The following is a 15,324-nucleotide window of genomic DNA, read 5'->3' on the forward strand; positions in this document are numbered from 1 at the left end:
TCAGCGCACCACGTAGGGCTTGCGTCGCGACTGCGGCTTGTTGCGATCCTCGCTTCCATTGGGAAAATCGCCCATCAGGTAGGGGTGCATACCCTGGTTCTTCAGGTTCTGCAGGAATTGCGGGAACCCGTCGAGGTTGACCATGCGCGGCGCCTCGATCAGCCGCTGCGGCGCCTTGGCGGTAATCTCGTCGATGATGGCCTGCAGGTTTTCCATCGGGGATTCGATGAAATCGGCCATCGTCCAGATCCGCACTTTCGCCTTGGCCTGCTTGGACCGCAGAAGTGCCAGGTGATCGCTCTCGATCTTTTGCAGGCGCGCGGCCTCGGCACGAATTTCCGCGAAGTTGCGATTGGACTGGTAAAGCGGCACCGCCCAGGCCCCGCTGATCACCGAGATCTGCGCGTTGGGATCCTTGGCCATGTCCCAAGTGATGTATTGTGAATCGCGCGGGCCAAACTGGAAGCTTTGCCGTTCGCCACGCGTGTTCCAGATCAGCCCGGTCAAGAACATGCGCCCGTTGTAGTCACGCAGTTGCGGACTGTCGGACAAGGCGCCGGCAAAGGTGGCCTGACGCCCTTCGAATTCGACCCGTTCAGGCGCGAAGAGGTGGCCGTGAACGTTGCCGCCGACCATCCGCGCCAGCCATTCCTCGAAATCCTCGAACAGCTCGGAAAACCCCTCGAACACCGAATATGGCGCGGCGGTAAAGCCGTTTTCCCAGCCTTCATGCGGCAGGCGGCTTTGCATATGCAGGCCGGGGCGGCCGCGCGTGCGTCGCTCGACCGCCTTGGAAAATATCCGGTCAATCTTGCCCGGGTTGGGCTCGGCCCCTTTCATCGCGCTGGCGGCGTCGTTCAGGAACGTCTCGTACAGACGGTCGGCATGCGGCCAGATCTTGCGCGCGACGAAACAATCCGACCGGCGCAAAAGCTGCAGGTGATCATCGTAGAAAATGTGCGGCTTGCCCTGGAAATCGAACTTAGACAGCGTCAGCGAGCGGCTTTCGATATTCGCGGAATAGAGCCTGACAAGGCTCTGGAAATAGCTTTCGTCCGGAATCCAGACCCGGCGGAAGTAGCGATCGTAATTTGCCCTGCCGGGATCCTGCAGGATCGTGGACAGCGTCTGCCGCGTCAGGCACCACCATTGCGACCCGATATGGGGTACGATGCCATCAGGGATCTTGCGCCGCACCTTCAGCCGCCGTTGCAGTCTGACATATCCATCAAACAGGATGCGGTGCCGCTTCCACGCAAAGGGAAAGCGCAAGGTAAACCGTTCTTCGTCCAGACCACCGACGGTCCATGACACATCGGCGATCGTGGCACTTTCGATGAAATCCGTGCGGGGGCGCGCATCAAGATAGCTGCGCAACTCCTTCACCGGGCGCAGCGGCAGGCAAGAGCCCGAGGCGAGGTAGACGTGCCGCACCTTGGGAAACTTGTCGAGCATCAGTTCGGCTGCCGATTGCGACGCGGCCACAATGCCCCACGTCCCCCATTCGCAACGGTGGCGGCGGCTGAAAAGCACCGTGGGCAGGTCCGACAGCGCAGCGCGGAAGGCGTCGTTCTTCTTGCGCGCCACCTTGGCATCAACATGCACCACCACCGGGCAGTCATTGGCAACCCAGTGGCGGATCACCTGTTCGGCCCGGTCAAGCGCGGTATGCACCAGCATGATGATGCCGACGGTGCTCACGCCCAGTTCCCTTTCGACATCAGGCCAAGAATTTCCAGCTGCCGCCAGTTGATGTATTTCTCGCTCCACTTACACCACATCTCGGGATGCGAGGCGAGGCTGGCGGCATAAGCCTTGTATTCAGCACTGTTTGCGTAGTGTTGCTTGCGGTCCAGTTCTTCCTGCGCCTTCAGCGCGAAGGTATCGAGGAACTTGGTGTGCAGCAGAACGCCAGAGGCCTTCTCTCCACCCCATTCGTCGTAAACAAGGTTCAGCCCGCGTGGCAGCAACATGTGGGTGGAGCTGACATAGGCATATTCCCTGTCCCATTTGACCAGGGGAATCTTGTTGAGCGCGGGCGCGCGCGCCGGATCGTCACGGAAGAACAGCCGCGCGCGCGGCCCTCCTTGAATCCAAAGATTGCCAAAACGCTGGTTGCGGTAGATCGAGTAATTGCCCGAGTCGAACCAAGAGGCGATTTCCAGCGGGTTTTGCATCCGCCGGTAGGGCACCTCGTCGATTTTGCCGCGCGGATACATATCCAGCAGCATCGCCCCGAATGACCGGATCGACGACGCGTCAAGCCAGTCGGTCAGCGCGCGCAGCGGACGCGTGTCACAGAATGGGTAAATCAGGAATTCATCCGGATCGACGACCAGCACCCAGTGGCCGTGCGCGTATTTCATCTGCAGCCAGTTCAGCCAGTCGACCCCGAAACGCGCACGCTTGTAGCTGGCAGGCGTTGTCCAGAGCGAGACGTCAGGTTGCTGCGCAAGGTATTCACGGCCACCATCGGTGCTGTCATTGTCCACGAAGAAGAAATGATTGACGCCCAGCTTGCGGTAATAGTCGAGGAAGTAGGGCAGCCGCACCTCTTCGTTGCGGACGGTCGAGAACAGCAGGATGTCTTCGTCACGCAGGCCGGCCGTGCGATCCTTCACCAAAGTCAGGTCGCGGCGCTTTCGAAAAGCACGGATACGCCAGCGTTTGCGCTGCAATCTCAGCCGGTAGGATTGCCAGACACTCACCCGTTACCCCTCATGCGATGGTCCACGCATCTGCGCCGTTCCCCGAAGCTGGCCGATCGGGCTTAACGCCCTGTTGAAATGTGCCTGCCATCCGGGCGGCGAGATCGGGCGTGGCCTCTCGGGGGCCGGCGCCGTTGCCATCCGTCTTATCGTGTTTTCCCACAGATAACTGTCCCGCACGCTTAGGTAAACTGGCAGATCGCCAAGTGTTTCACGGTAGATGGCAAGATCGCCACAGATCACGGAAACGCCAAGTGCCGCCGCCTCGATGGGAGGCAGGCCATAACCCTCGGCCAGCGACGGGAAGAGCAGACCGCGCGAGCCCTGCAAAAGCGCCGCAACAGCGCCGTCAGACACGCCCGAATGCTCGGTCACGCCAGGAATGCCGCGGTCGAGGCGGGCAAAGACAGCCTCGTTCTGCCAGCCTCGGGCACCGCAGATCACAAGACCTGGCGGATCGTCTCCCAACCGCTCCCAGACATCCAGAAGCAACGCGTGGTTCTTGCGCGGCTCGATCGTGCCGAGGGTGACAAAATAGGGTCTGTCAAGGCGAATACCGGGTGGAATTGCCGTCGGGTCGGGCCGCGGGGGGGTAACGCCAAGGGGTGCGACCACCACCGGCGGACAGGCAGACAGGTGATGGAGCAGGCTGGCGCGAACGACCTCGGAGGCGGTGATGATCCAGTCGGCGTACTGACCGGCCACGGCCAGTCGCCCACGAAACGTCTCGACCGTGCCGGGGCGCTGGTAATCGGGGAAATCCAACGGGATGGTGTCGTGGATCAGCACGGCGATGCGTGCGTTGCGCACCGTCCGGACCGCCTCCATCACGCGCGTCGACAGGTTGCTGTGTCCGATGTTGAAATAAACCGTTCCTGCCGGCATATGCCGGGCCAACATGCGGCCCAATCCGCCGCGTGGCGCCCGCGCCAAGGCCAAACGGCGCAACGTGGCCTGTGCCGCCTGACGGGCCGGGTCCAGTCGCCGCGATAGACGCGACAGCAGGTCCGGCCTGCCCCAATCATCGCTTTCGGACACCGTCAACAGCCGGCCAGCCCCGGTCCGGTCAAGCAAGACAAAGCCCAGCGCCGTTCGTGCCAAGGCAAAGAACGGGGTCTCGTCCCGCAGGAAATGGGCGAGGTAGGCACGCTCTACCCGGTCGACACCAGTTACGCCGCGGCCCGCCCTGCTTATCAGGCGGGTCACGTCCAGCACCCGCGCCGGGGCGCTATCTGTCGTAGTGGCCACTCTGGTGCCAGCGCCAGGCATCGGCGATCATTGTTTCCATATCGGAACGAATAGGGGCCCAGCCAAGTTCGGCCTGCGCGCGGCTGCTGCCGGAAACCAACGCCACGGCATCGCCCGGACGGCGCGGCCCTTCGTTGACCGGCACCGGGCGGTTGGTGACCTTGGCGGAATTGGCGACGACCTCGCGCACGGAAAAGCCGGTCCCGGTACCAAGGTTGAAGACGCGCCCCGGCTTGCCCGCTTCCAGCCATTTCAGGCCGAGGACATGCGCCGCAACCAGATCCATGACATGAACGTAATCGCGAATGCAGGTGCCGTCAGGCGTGGGATAGTCGGTACCGAAGACGGTCAGTGCCGGGCGCTTGCCATCGATCGCGTCCAGCATCAGCGGGATCAGGTGCGTCTCTGGGCGGTGGTGTTCACCCACCTCGCCGTCCGCGTCGGCCCCGGCAACGTTGAAGTAGCGGAAGATCACCGCGCGCAGACCGTGGCTGGCCGTGAAGTTGTTCAACATGTCCTCGATCGCGCGTTTCGAGGCGCCGTAGGCGTTGATGGGCGCTTGCGCCGTATCCTCGTCCAGCACGACACCGTCCTGGTCGCCATAGGTCGCGCAGGTCGAGGAAAAGACGAAGTTCAGACAGCCGGCGCGGATCGCCGCCTCGATCAGCCGCAGCGATCCGATGACGTTATTGTCCCAGTAGGGCCCCGGGTCCTTCATGCTGTCGCCGACAAGGCTGAGTGCGGCGAAATGCATCACCGCGACCGGGCGATGCTTGGCAAAAACCTCATCCAGCCGCGCCGCATCGCGCAGATCGCCCTGCTCGAACGGGCCGAACTTCACCGCGTCCTGCCAGCCTGTGACAAGGCTGTCATAGGTCACGGGGGTATAGCCCGCGGCCCGCAGCGCCTTGCAGGCGTGCGAGCCGATATAGCCCGCGCCCCCGGTCACAAGAATCGTCGTCACTCCGCGGCCCTGCGCGCGGACATCACGTCGCTTAGATACTGCGACAGTTCGGCGCCAAGGTCGGGCCGGGCCAGACCGAAAGCCACGGTCGCCTGCAGGAAACCTGCCTTGGAGCCGCAGTCGAACCTCTGCCCCTCAAAGCGATAGCCGAAGACATCTCGCCCTTCGGTCAGTTCACGTGCAATGGCGTCGGTCAGCTGCAACTCGCCCCCGGCGCCGCTGTCGATCTGGCCGAGGTTGCGCAGGATTTTCGGCGTCAAGATGTAACGCCCGATCACCGCAAGGTTCGAGGGCGCGGTTCCGGGGGCAGGTTTTTCCACCATACCCTGCACCTTCACGACGCGACCGCCGATGTCTTGGGAGTCAAGAATGCCGTAGGCACTGGTGCGGCTTGCAGGCACTTCCATCGCCGCAACCATGCAACCGCCTGTTTCGGCATGCGCTTCGACCATCTGCTGCAAGCAAGGCTTGTCGCCTGCGATGACATCGTCGGGCAGCATCACGGCGAAGGGTTCATTGCCAACAAGGCGGCGGGCGCACCACACGGCATGGCCAAGGCCAAGTGCCTTGTGCTGGCGGATATACGCGATGGCGCCGCTTTCCATGTTGGTGGATTTCAAGGTCTCCAGCAGTTCGTGCTTGCCAGACTGGCGCAGGCTAGTTTCCAGCTCGGGCGCGATGTCGAAGTAATCTTCCAGCGCCGACTTGCCACGCGAGGTGACGAAGATGAACTCCTTGATACCGGCCGCGCGCGCCTCGTCGATGGCGTACTGAATCAGCGGCCTGTCAACCAGGGTCATGATTTCTTTGGGAATCGCCTTGGTTGCCGGCAAGAACCGGGTACCAAGACCTGCAACGGGGAAGATTGCCTTGGTAATGCGCGATTTCATGGCTTTCTTCCCACCGGGGTTACAGCAGCATCGTTCTCATGGGCAATTTAGCCCGGACAACGGCAACACTCTATGACCCCAATCCGGAAAATTGCCAACCTTTCAAGACCCGACTTGGCCTATTCTCGGGCAAAATCGCGGATGCGGCTCATTCGCTGCACCTCGGCGGCAACGCGCGCGCCGAAGCGCCAGAAGCGAAATCGTGGGCCGTTGCGTTCGGAGCGACCGAACAGGCCGCCTGTTTGCAGCCAGAACCCATCCGGGTGGAACCGCACCCAATGTGGCCGTGCCGTAGGCGACAGAATGATCACGCTGACCGTGTCGCCCTCTTGCGCGGCTCGGGCGGCATCGGCCAAGCGTGCGCGGCGTTGCCACGGCCGGCCTGAAAACACCAGCGCCCGCCCGCTCCGCGGCAACCGTTTGAACGGCTGGAACTCCGCGCCGGGGCCAAGCGGCGGCGTCTGACCAAACTCGCGCGTCTGCCCTTCATCCCAGCCGGTCTGAAACGTTTCCATCAGCCGGTTCACCTCGCGCCGGTTGATCCGCCCGGCAAGGAAATGGCTGACAAGGCGTTTGCGCTGGGCCACTGCTTCATCCAGCAGGCGGGCGGCGTGGTCAGCGGCCGGGGCGTGCTTGCGCAAGAACACGGCAAGGCTCGCGCCAATCTGGAAAAGGTCACGCGGCACCCTGTCGGCCCTGCGAAACGGACCGGCAGCAAATCCATGAACCACCTGTGCCAAAGGCACGATCGCCGTCCGGTGTCCTGCTGCGGCCAGTCGCAAGTTCACGTCCGTTTCGTCCAGGTAGAAGCGGAAGGCAGGGTCGAAACCGCCAATCGTGGCCAAGACATCGCGCCGGAACGCCATATTCGTCCCCTCGGTCCGAACTGCCCGGCCCGGGCCGGGATCGGGGCAGGAGACGCGGGCCGGGTCAACCACCAGCGGGTCGTGGTTTCCTTCCGCGTCAACGGCGCGCGCCGTCCATTGAAACCCGATACCTTTGCGTCCGCGCACGAACCCTCCGGCAGCGGCGATATCAGGCTCTGAAAAGGCCGAAACGAGGTGCGCCAGCCATGTCGGCTCTGCCACGGCATCATCGTCGATGAAGGCCACGATCTCGCCCCCCGCGGCGGCAAGGCCAAGGTTACGCGCGACGCTGATATTTGCCTCGTCGCAGGGGATCAGCCGCACCCGGTCATCCCACCCTTGAGCGGCCAGCGCCCGGCGGCCAGCGGCATCGGCCACCACGACCACTTCGAACGGATCGTAAAGCTGGCCCTCCAGCGCCTTGAGGCAGAGTGTCAGGGCCTTGGGCCGGTCCCGGCTGACGACGATCACGCTGACCGGCGCCGCGGTCACGCCAACCCCATCTGCCGCATCATCGCCTCGATCCGGGGCACGTCGGCGGGGTTGTTCAACTCCCAGAACTGGCGCCCGCGCGCGTCGACCTCGACGCACAGGACCGGAACGCCGCGTTCGAGGAAACGCAGCTGTTCCAGCCCTTCCAGACCCTCAAGCGGCCCGGGTTCCCAGCCGGCATAAGCGGCCAGCGCCGCGGGGCGATAAGCATAGACGCCGACATGGTGGAAGACAGGCGTGATCGCCGCGTCGGGCCAGTCCTTGCCGGTATAGGGAATCACCTCTTTCGAGAAGTAGAGCGCGCGACGGTCTGCTCCGAAGACAGCGGTGGTTCCACCTACGCGCCCTGCGCGCCGATCCTCGAGAAAACCGCGCAGGGCCGCGCCATCGGTGGGCAGCACCGGCGTGGCGACACCCATGTCGGGTCGCGCCGACAGGCCCGCGATCAGGTCTTCGACGAACCACGGCGGGGTCAGCGGCGCATCGCCCTGCAGGTTGACCACGATGTCATAACTGCCGCCCAGCGCGCTGACCACCTCGGCGCAGCGTTCGGTTCCGTTGCGGCAGGCGGACGAGGTCATCACCACCTCGGCGCCAAAGCCGCGCGCCTCGGCAGCGATCCTGTCGTCATCAGTCGCGACAACCACGCGGTCGACGCCCCTCACCTGCATCGCGGCATCCCAGCTACGGCGGATCAGCGTGCGCGCCTCGCCGGTGGCGCCGGTCAGCGGCACCAGCGGCTTGCCGGGATAACGTGTCGAGGCATAGCGCGCCGGAATGGCGACAAGGACGGACATCAGGCTTCCTTCAGATCGACGCCCGGCGCGTAGGCGATGAAGAACGGGTTGGCAAAGCCCGGCTTGCCGTAGCGCAGCGGCTGGTGATTGTCGAAACGCACGACGTCGCCTCCCGCGCCCACCAGCACCGCATGGCCTGCGGCAGTGTCCCATTCCATGGTGCGGCCGACGCGGGGGTAAAGGTCGGCCTCGCCGGTGGCGACAAGGCAGAATTTCAGCGACGAACCTGCGCTAGTCATATCGCGCACGGCGTATTTCGCGATGTAGTCGTCCGTGGCCTGATCGCGGTGCGATTTCGACGCGACGACCATCAGCGCGGCATTATCGGGGCGCGAGACCCGCAGGGGTTTCACCGGGCCGGGATTGTCCTTGTCGAAGGGCTCGTCTTCCTCGACAGCGTTACCGCCCTTGTCGGTGTAAAACAGCCGCCCCTTGGCGGGCGCGTAGACCACGCCACGGATCGGCGCACCGTCATCGACATAGGCGATATTCACGGTGAAATCGCCCCGGCGCTGGACGAATTCCTTGGTGCCGTCCAGCGGATCGACGATCAGGAACTCCGTCACGCTGAGGGCATGGCTTTGCGCCTGCTCCTCGGTCACCAGCGCGATATCGGGGAAGGCCGCGCGCAGGCCGGCCGAGATCAGCGCGTCAGCAGCTTCGTCAGCCTCGGTCACCGGGCTGGAATCGGCCTTGGAACGGACGTCGAAATCGGGTGACGCGTAGATTTCCATGATCTTGTCGCCTGCCTCGAGGGCCAGCCGGCGCATGACGCGGCTCAGCTTTTCGAAATCCATGTCCGGCTCCTCACATTCCGATGACCTGCGGCGCGACAGTTGAAAACGCAGGCCGTTCCCCTTATGCTGACGCCTCAAGAGAACGGCAAGAAATTCGTTCCACAAGGCACGAGTGGCCCACGTCAGAGGCCGATGGCAGGACGGCGAAGATGTTCCAGACACCGGCCCGACGGTCCCAGTTGTCCCAGATCCTGTCGATCGGGGATCTGATCTATCACTCGATCGTCCACAATGTCCGCAAGAGCCACAAGAACGCGCTGATCGGCCTGCTTCTGAACATCCTGCAGACGATCATCTTCGTCGCGGCCTTTTACATGATGTACCAGATCTTCGGCATCCGCCGGGTGCAGATCCGTGGCGACTTCATGGTTTACCTGTTTACAGGTGTCTTCCTGTTCATGGCCCACGCCAAGGCGATTGGCGCGGTGGTGCGCGCCGATGGCCCGACGTCGTCAATGATGAAGCACGGGCCGTTGAACACGCTGGTCACCATCTCTGCCTCGGCTCTCAGCACGCTGTACCTGCAGATCGTCTCGCTGGTGACGGTGCTGTTCCTTTACAACCTTATTTTCCACACCGTTCAGATCGACGATCCGATCGGGGCATTCGGATGTCTGCTTCTGGCATGGTTTTCGGGCGTGGCGGTGGGCGTGATCTTTCTGTCGATCAAGCCGTGGTGGCCCACCTTCGCCGGCATCGCCTCGACAGTCTATTCGCGGGCCAACATGGTTGGCTCGGGCAAGATGTTTGTCGCCAATACGCTGTCACCGAAGATGCTGGCGATCTTCAGCTGGAACCCGCTGTTCCATACGATCGATCAGGCGCGCGGTTTCGTCTTCATCAATTACAACCCGCATAACAGCTCTTTCATGTACCCGTTTTACGTCAGCATGGCGCTGTTGGTGATCGGGATGATGGCCGAGTTTTTCACGCGCAAGAACGCTTCGGTCAGCTGGGACGCCGGGCGCTGACGTTCAGGTCACGACCCGCAGCGTGAGGTTGATCCGCCCACCTTCCGGCAACAGCGTGGAACTGCCGGGGCGCAGTTTGTCGATGCCGTGGTAGGCGAGCCGCGAGGGCCCCAAAAGCGCGAGCACATCTCCCGATTCCAGCCAGACAGAGGTGGTCGGCCCGCCCCGCGTTGTGCCGCCGACTCGGAACTGCGCTGCATCCCCCAAAGAGATCGAGAGGACCGGCTGGGTCAGGTCAGCTTCGTCTCGGTCCTGATGCAGACCCATCCGCGCTGAAGCGTCGTAATGATTTACAAGGCAACTTTCAGGCAGCCTCGCGTCGGGGAGGAGCCACGCCCAGAGACCCAGCAATCGCGGTGGGATCGGCGGCCATGGTGCGCCGCTGGCGTGACGGCTGGCATAGCGATAGCCATCTTTATCGCTGACCCAACCCACCTTGCCAGCCGCCGTCATGGCCACCCGCATTGGCCGGCCAGACGGCGTGACATGGCGCACGGGCGGGGCCGCACGCATCACCGCGTCGATCTCGGCCAGAAGGGCCACTTGTGCGTCCCGGTCCAGCAGACCCTTCCAGACCGGCACGCCGTTGACCTCCAATGTCGGCCGCGGCACTGCATTCTGCCCATTTGCCGGATATTCCGCGTACTTTCCGCCCATCTCCGCATGCCCTTGCTGTTGCAGCCCCCAAAAGCCACCCCTATATACCGCCAGAACCGCGGTGACCGGAACATTCCGCCTCCGCGACAACCCCCAGTTGGCGATGGTGCCGCAACGGGCCGTCGCCGCTCAAACCGCCTATGTAGAGGGATTTGAAACATGGCCAAAGTCATCGGGATTGACCTCGGAACGACGAACTCCTGCGTCGCCATCATGGATGGCTCGAAACCGAGGGTCATCGAAAACGCGGAAGGGGCGCGCACCACCCCTTCGATCGTCGCCTTCACGGAAGACGAACGCCTTGTCGGTCAGCCTGCCAAGCGGCAAGCGGTGACCAATTCGGAAAACACCATCTTCGCGGTCAAGCGCCTGATCGGCCGCCGCACGGATGACGCCGAGGTTGCCAAGGACAAGAAACTGGTGCCGTTCAGCATCGTTGACGGCGGCAACGGCGACGCCTGGGTCAAGGCCCGCGGCGACAAGTATTCGCCCAGCCAGATCAGCGCGTTCATCCTGCAAAAGATGAAGGAAACCGCCGAAAGCTATCTGGGCGAGGATGTGACGCAGGCCGTCATCACCGTGCCCGCCTATTTCAACGACGCCCAGCGTCAGGCCACCAAGGACGCCGGCAAGATTGCCGGCCTTGAGGTGCTGCGCATCATCAACGAGCCGACGGCCGCGGCGCTGGCCTATGGTCTCGACAAGAAAGAGACCAAGACCATCGTCGTCTATGACCTTGGCGGCGGCACCTTCGACGTGACCGTGCTGGAAATTGACGACGGCCTGTTCGAGGTGAAGTCCACCAACGGCGACACGTTCCTTGGTGGTGAAGACTTCGACATGCGGATCGTCCACTACCTCGCCGAGGAGTTCAAGAAAGAGCATGGCGTCGACCTGACCAAGGACAAGATGGCGCTTCAGCGGCTGAAGGAAGCCGCCGAAAAGGCCAAGATCGAGCTGTCGTCCTCGACCACGACCGAGATCAACCAGCCGTTCATCTCGATGGGGTCGAACGGCGCGCCGCTGCACCTTGTGATGAAGCTGACCCGCGCCAAGCTGGAAAGCCTTGTCGACGACCTGATCAAGAAAACGGTCAAGCCGTGCAAGGACGCGCTGAAGGATGCGGGTCTGTCGATCGGCGACATTGACGAGGTGGTGCTGGTCGGCGGCATGACCCGTATGCCGCGCGTGATCGAGGAAGTGACGAAGCTCTTCGGCAAGGAGCCGCACAAGGGCGTCAACCCCGACGAGGTGGTGGCACTGGGTGCGGCCATTCAGGCCGGCGTGCTTCAGGGTGACGTCAAGGACGTGGTCCTGCTGGACGTGACCCCGCTCAGCCTTGGTATCGAGACGCTGGGTGGCGTGTTCACTCGGTTGATCGACCGTAACACCACGATCCCCACGAAGAAGTCTCAGGTCTTCTCGACGGCTGAGGACAACCAGAACGCTGTGACGATCCGGGTCTTCCAGGGCGAACGCGAAATGGCGGCCGACAACAAGATGCTTGGCCAGTTCAACCTGGAAAACATCCCGCCCGCCCCGCGCGGTATGCCCCAGATCGAGGTGACCTTCGACATCGACGCCAACGGCATCGTGTCGGTCTCGGCCAAGGACAAGGGCACCGGCAAGGAGCAGAAGATCACGATCCAAGCCTCCGGTGGTCTGTCGGACGACGAGATCGAGAAGATGGTCAAGGACGCCGAGGCCAACGCCGACGCCGACAAGGCCCGCCGCGAACTGGTCGAGGCCAAGAACCAGGCCGAAAGCCTTGTCCACTCGACCGAGAAGTCGATCAAGGAACACGGCGACAAGGTTGATCCGTCGACGATCGAGGCGATCGAGCTGGCGATTGCCGCGCTCAAGGACGAGCTTGAGGGTGACAACGTTGGCAAGATCAAGTCCGGCATCCAGAACGTCACCGAGGCCTCGATGCGCCTTGGCGAGGCCATCTACAAGGCCAGCCAGGACGAAGAGGGCGAGGGTGGCGATGCGCCCGAGGGCCGCGCGAGCGGTGACGAGGACGACATCGTCGATGCCGATTTCGAAGATCTGGGCGACGACAAGCGTGGCCGTTAAGGCCCCGTCCGCCTGAAGGTTGGCCGGCCCGTCACGTGCGGGCCGGTCTTTCCGTTTCCTGAGGGACATTCGTTCATGGCGAAACGCGACTATTACGAGACGCTGGGGATCGCGCGCGGCGCCAGTGCCGACGAGATCAAGAAGGCCTATCGCCAGAAGGCGAAAGAGCTGCACCCCGACCGCAATTCCGACAACCCGACGGCCGAGGCCCAGTTCAAGGAGGCCAACGAGGCCTACGAGGTGTTGAAGGACCCCAACAAGAAGGCCGCCTATGACCGTTTCGGTCACGCCGCTTTCGAGGGTGGCATGGGTGGCGGCGGAGGGCCGCGCCCGGGGGCCGGACATTCCGATTTTGCCAGTGCCTTTTCCGACGTCTTCGACGACCTTTTTGGCGACTTCATGGGTGGCCGGCAGGGTGGCGGGCGCAGCCGCGCGGTCCGGGGTAACGACCTGCGCTACAACATGCGCATCAGTCTCGAAGAAGCCTATTCCGGCCTGCAGAAGACCATCAACGTTCCCACCGCGGTGGCCTGTTCATCTTGCAAGGGAACCGGCGCCGAAGGCGGGTCCGAGCCGCAGACCTGCCCGACCTGTTCCGGCATGGGCAAGGTGCGGGCACAGCAGGGCTTCTTCACGGTCGAGCGGACCTGCCCCACCTGCAACGGCATGGGCCAGACCATCAAGAACCCCTGCAAGACCTGCCACGGGCAGGGCCGCGTCGAGAAAGAGCGCGCACTGGCGGTCAATATTCCCGCAGGCGTTGAAACCGGCACGCGGATCCGCCTTGCCGGTGAAGGCGAGGCCGGGATGCGCGGAGGCCCGACGGGCGATCTCTATATCTTCATAGAGGTGACCGAGCATCCGCTCTTTCAACGTGACGGCAGCAATCTGGCGTGCCGCGTGCCGGTCTCGATCGTCGAGGCGGCGCTGGGCGGCGATATCGAGGTGCCGACCATCGACGGTGGCCGCAGCCGCGTGAAGATCCCCGAGGGCAGCCAAACCGGCCGCCAGATGCGCCTGCGCGGCAAGGGCATGCCCGCCCTGCGCGGCGGCGGGCCGGGCGACATGTTCATCGAGCTGTCGGTCGAGACGCCGGTGAAGCTGACCGCGCGTCAGAAGGAACTGCTGCGCGAGTTCGACAAGCTAAGCGCCGAGAACAACCCGCAAAGCGAGGGGTTCTTCTCAGCCGTCAAGAACTTCTGGGACAGCATGAAAGGCTGACGGGCGCCCTGCCCGTCACCGCCTCAGAACAGAACCCAGTCGAAAGCAACGCCATCAGGCATGCCCGCGGCATCATGGTGTGCCGCGTCAAGATAGCGCCCCTGATTGACCAGCGTCACCGACGCGTCCGAACGGCCGTCATCCACCGTAATGACCAGATCCTTACCGACCTCGGTATAATGGATGTTGTCGGCGGTCACGTTCATGGGCCGGAAATCGACGATGTCATCGCGTACCGAAAAGCCGGAGACGCTGTCGATGCCGTTATGGCCGGGGTTGAATATGATCGTGTCATGCCCGGCCTGCGGACGGAGGTCGTCGTTGCCGCTGCCGCCATAGATCATGTCATCGCCCTTGCCGCCTACGATCAAGTCATCGCCAGAGCCGCCGTAAAGCCGGTCGTTCCCGTCTTGGCCGAAAACGCGGTCGTTACCCGCCCCGCCGTCGATGAAGTCATTGCCCAGACCGCCGCGGGCTAGGTCGTCTCCACCGTCAAGGCGGATCGAATCGTTGTAGTTGCTGCCTTCGACCTGATCGTGGCCATCGCCCATGCGCACGTCGCGGACATATTTATCCAGATAGACCAGATCATTATAATCGGTACCAAGGAACTTTTCGACACCGGTTGTCGAAATCTCGTAATGGGTGCCGCCCTTGTAATTTTCGATCCCGGTATTGCCGTTGCCATCGGTCGAAATTCGCACTCCATGATCCAGACCGCTAAGGTCCACAAGGTCGGTGCCCGCGCCGCCAACAACCTGCTGTACGCCCCCACCAGTCACAATAAAGGAATCGTTGCCACTGGTACCGGTCTGCCCGTGCACATCGCCTGAAATCGAAAGCTGGTCGACCAACGCGACGCCAAGATCATGAGCGAATGGATCCACGTAGTGCACGAGGTCATCGTGGAAGACTTGCGAAGTGGTCAGCCCTTCGGTGGCCGCAAGTGCGTCGACATCCACCACGTGCATGCCGTCCTGACCGGCAAATCCCAGTTGCGCATCCCGCACGGCCAGCCAGTTGTCCTCGCGGTTGAGGCCGACATCCTTCAACGTCCAGACATCCGCACTCAGCGCGGCAAGCGAGATGTCGAACGGCCCGAAATGGCTGGTGAGTTGATCGCGCATTGCCATCAGATTGTCAGCATAGGCCGCCGCGGCATCGGCCGTGGCACTGTCGGCCTCGCCCTGCACCCAGATCATGCCCGAGACATAGGCACCCTCAATGTAACCGGGAGAGCCAGGAGTAAGGATCCAGTTGATCCGGTCGATCAGCGTGGCAAGATGCTCTTCCGACCAGTCACCGTTGCCGTTGTCGAGCGTCGATGACAGTGGACTGCCACTGATGGCGTAATTAAGGGCAAGGCCGCCATTCTGCTGAATCGTGGCAGAAGCCCCAAGCACAAGCGCGTCGTTCTTGGCGTTGCTCTGGCCGGCGATGATGACAATTGGGACCCCGGACATGGCAAACTCCCCTTTCAATGGGCAAGACGAAGAATCTGAATATCAAACGATTCTCATATCCCCGGAGGTTAATGAGAGGTTGAATTATGTCAAAAGAATTCACCTCTTTGCCACAATACGGTCTGTTTCCTGTTTCGGGCATTATGCCGAATCACCATCTTTCGGACGCCGTTA

13 protein-coding genes are annotated in these 15,324 nt (G+C 62.7%); 3 read left to right on the plus strand and 10 right to left on the minus strand.

Annotated elements, in window-relative coordinates; genetic code table 11:
* The 8 genes from GC146_RS08075 to cysQ form a co-directional block, all read right to left on the minus strand.
* On the minus strand, positions 1–1,680 hold the full coding sequence (locus tag GC146_RS08075) for a beta-1,6-N-acetylglucosaminyltransferase (RefSeq protein ID WP_291838476.1): 1,680 nt from the start codon (positions 1,678–1,680) through the stop codon (positions 1–3).
* Positions 1,681–1,697: 17 nt separating this feature from the next.
* Positions 1,698–2,708, minus strand: coding sequence for a glycosyltransferase family 2 protein (locus tag GC146_RS08080; protein ID WP_291836892.1), 1,011 nt, complete (start codon positions 2,706–2,708; stop codon positions 1,698–1,700).
* Between the two features lie 3 nt (positions 2,709–2,711).
* Positions 2,712–3,956, minus strand: coding sequence for a glycosyltransferase family 1 protein (locus tag GC146_RS08085; protein ID WP_291836894.1), 1,245 nt, complete (start codon positions 3,954–3,956; stop codon positions 2,712–2,714).
* Positions 3,937–4,920: a UDP-glucose 4-epimerase GalE gene (gene galE, locus GC146_RS08090; RefSeq protein WP_291836896.1), complete on the minus strand. Its 984-nt coding sequence runs from the start codon at positions 4,918–4,920 to the stop codon at positions 3,937–3,939. The genes GC146_RS08085 and galE overlap by 20 nt, the downstream gene beginning before the upstream one ends.
* Positions 4,917–5,810 (minus strand): UTP--glucose-1-phosphate uridylyltransferase GalU, encoded by an 894-nt coding sequence (galU, locus tag GC146_RS08095; RefSeq protein WP_291836899.1) that lies wholly within the window; start codon positions 5,808–5,810, stop codon positions 4,917–4,919. Before galU ends, galE begins: the two co-directional genes overlap by 4 nt.
* A gap of 119 nt (positions 5,811–5,929) precedes the next feature.
* Positions 5,930–7,168 carry a glycosyltransferase gene (locus GC146_RS08100; RefSeq protein ID WP_291836901.1) on the minus strand — a complete coding sequence of 413 codons (1,239 nt, stop codon included), beginning with the start codon at positions 7,166–7,168 and terminating at the stop codon, positions 5,930–5,932.
* The gene (locus GC146_RS08105) at positions 7,165–7,965 is read right to left on the minus strand and encodes a manno-octulosonate cytidylyltransferase (protein ID WP_291836903.1); all 801 of its coding nucleotides are present in this window, start codon (positions 7,963–7,965) and stop codon (positions 7,165–7,167) included. The genes GC146_RS08100 and GC146_RS08105 overlap by 4 nt, the downstream gene beginning before the upstream one ends.
* Positions 7,965–8,762, minus strand: coding sequence for a 3'(2'),5'-bisphosphate nucleotidase CysQ (cysQ, locus tag GC146_RS08110; RefSeq protein ID WP_291836905.1), 798 nt, complete (start codon positions 8,760–8,762; stop codon positions 7,965–7,967). Before cysQ ends, GC146_RS08105 begins: the two co-directional genes overlap by 1 nt.
* Positions 8,763–8,911: 149 nt before the next feature.
* Here cysQ and GC146_RS08115 point away from each other — a divergent pair, with 149 nt between their 5' ends.
* Complete coding sequence (locus GC146_RS08115; RefSeq protein ID WP_291836907.1) at positions 8,912–9,733, plus strand: ABC transporter permease; 822 nt, start codon at positions 8,912–8,914, stop codon at positions 9,731–9,733.
* Between the two features lie 3 nt (positions 9,734–9,736).
* On the opposite strand, the gene GC146_RS08120 is transcribed toward GC146_RS08115, so the two are convergent.
* On the minus strand, positions 9,737–10,390 hold the full coding sequence (locus GC146_RS08120; protein WP_291836909.1) for an alpha-ketoglutarate-dependent dioxygenase AlkB: 654 nt from the start codon (positions 10,388–10,390) through the stop codon (positions 9,737–9,739).
* Positions 10,391–10,549: 159 nt separating this feature from the next.
* On the opposite strand from GC146_RS08120, the gene dnaK reads away from it, so the two are divergent.
* Complete coding sequence (gene dnaK, locus GC146_RS08125; RefSeq protein ID WP_291836911.1) at positions 10,550–12,466, plus strand: molecular chaperone DnaK; 1,917 nt, start codon at positions 10,550–10,552, stop codon at positions 12,464–12,466.
* A 75-nt stretch (positions 12,467–12,541) separates the two neighbouring features.
* Positions 12,542–13,687: a molecular chaperone DnaJ gene (gene dnaJ, locus GC146_RS08130; protein ID WP_291836913.1), complete on the plus strand. Its 1,146-nt coding sequence runs from the start codon at positions 12,542–12,544 to the stop codon at positions 13,685–13,687.
* A 23-nt stretch (positions 13,688–13,710) separates the two neighbouring features.
* On the opposite strand, the gene GC146_RS08135 is transcribed toward dnaJ, so the two are convergent.
* Positions 13,711–15,150: a sialate O-acetylesterase gene (locus GC146_RS08135; RefSeq protein ID WP_291836915.1), complete on the minus strand. Its 1,440-nt coding sequence runs from the start codon at positions 15,148–15,150 to the stop codon at positions 13,711–13,713.
* Between the last annotated feature and the right edge of the window lie 174 nt (positions 15,151–15,324).

The organism is Limimaricola sp. (assembly GCF_016125575.1).
Classification (GTDB): Bacteria; Pseudomonadota; Alphaproteobacteria; order Rhodobacterales; family Rhodobacteraceae; genus WGLM01.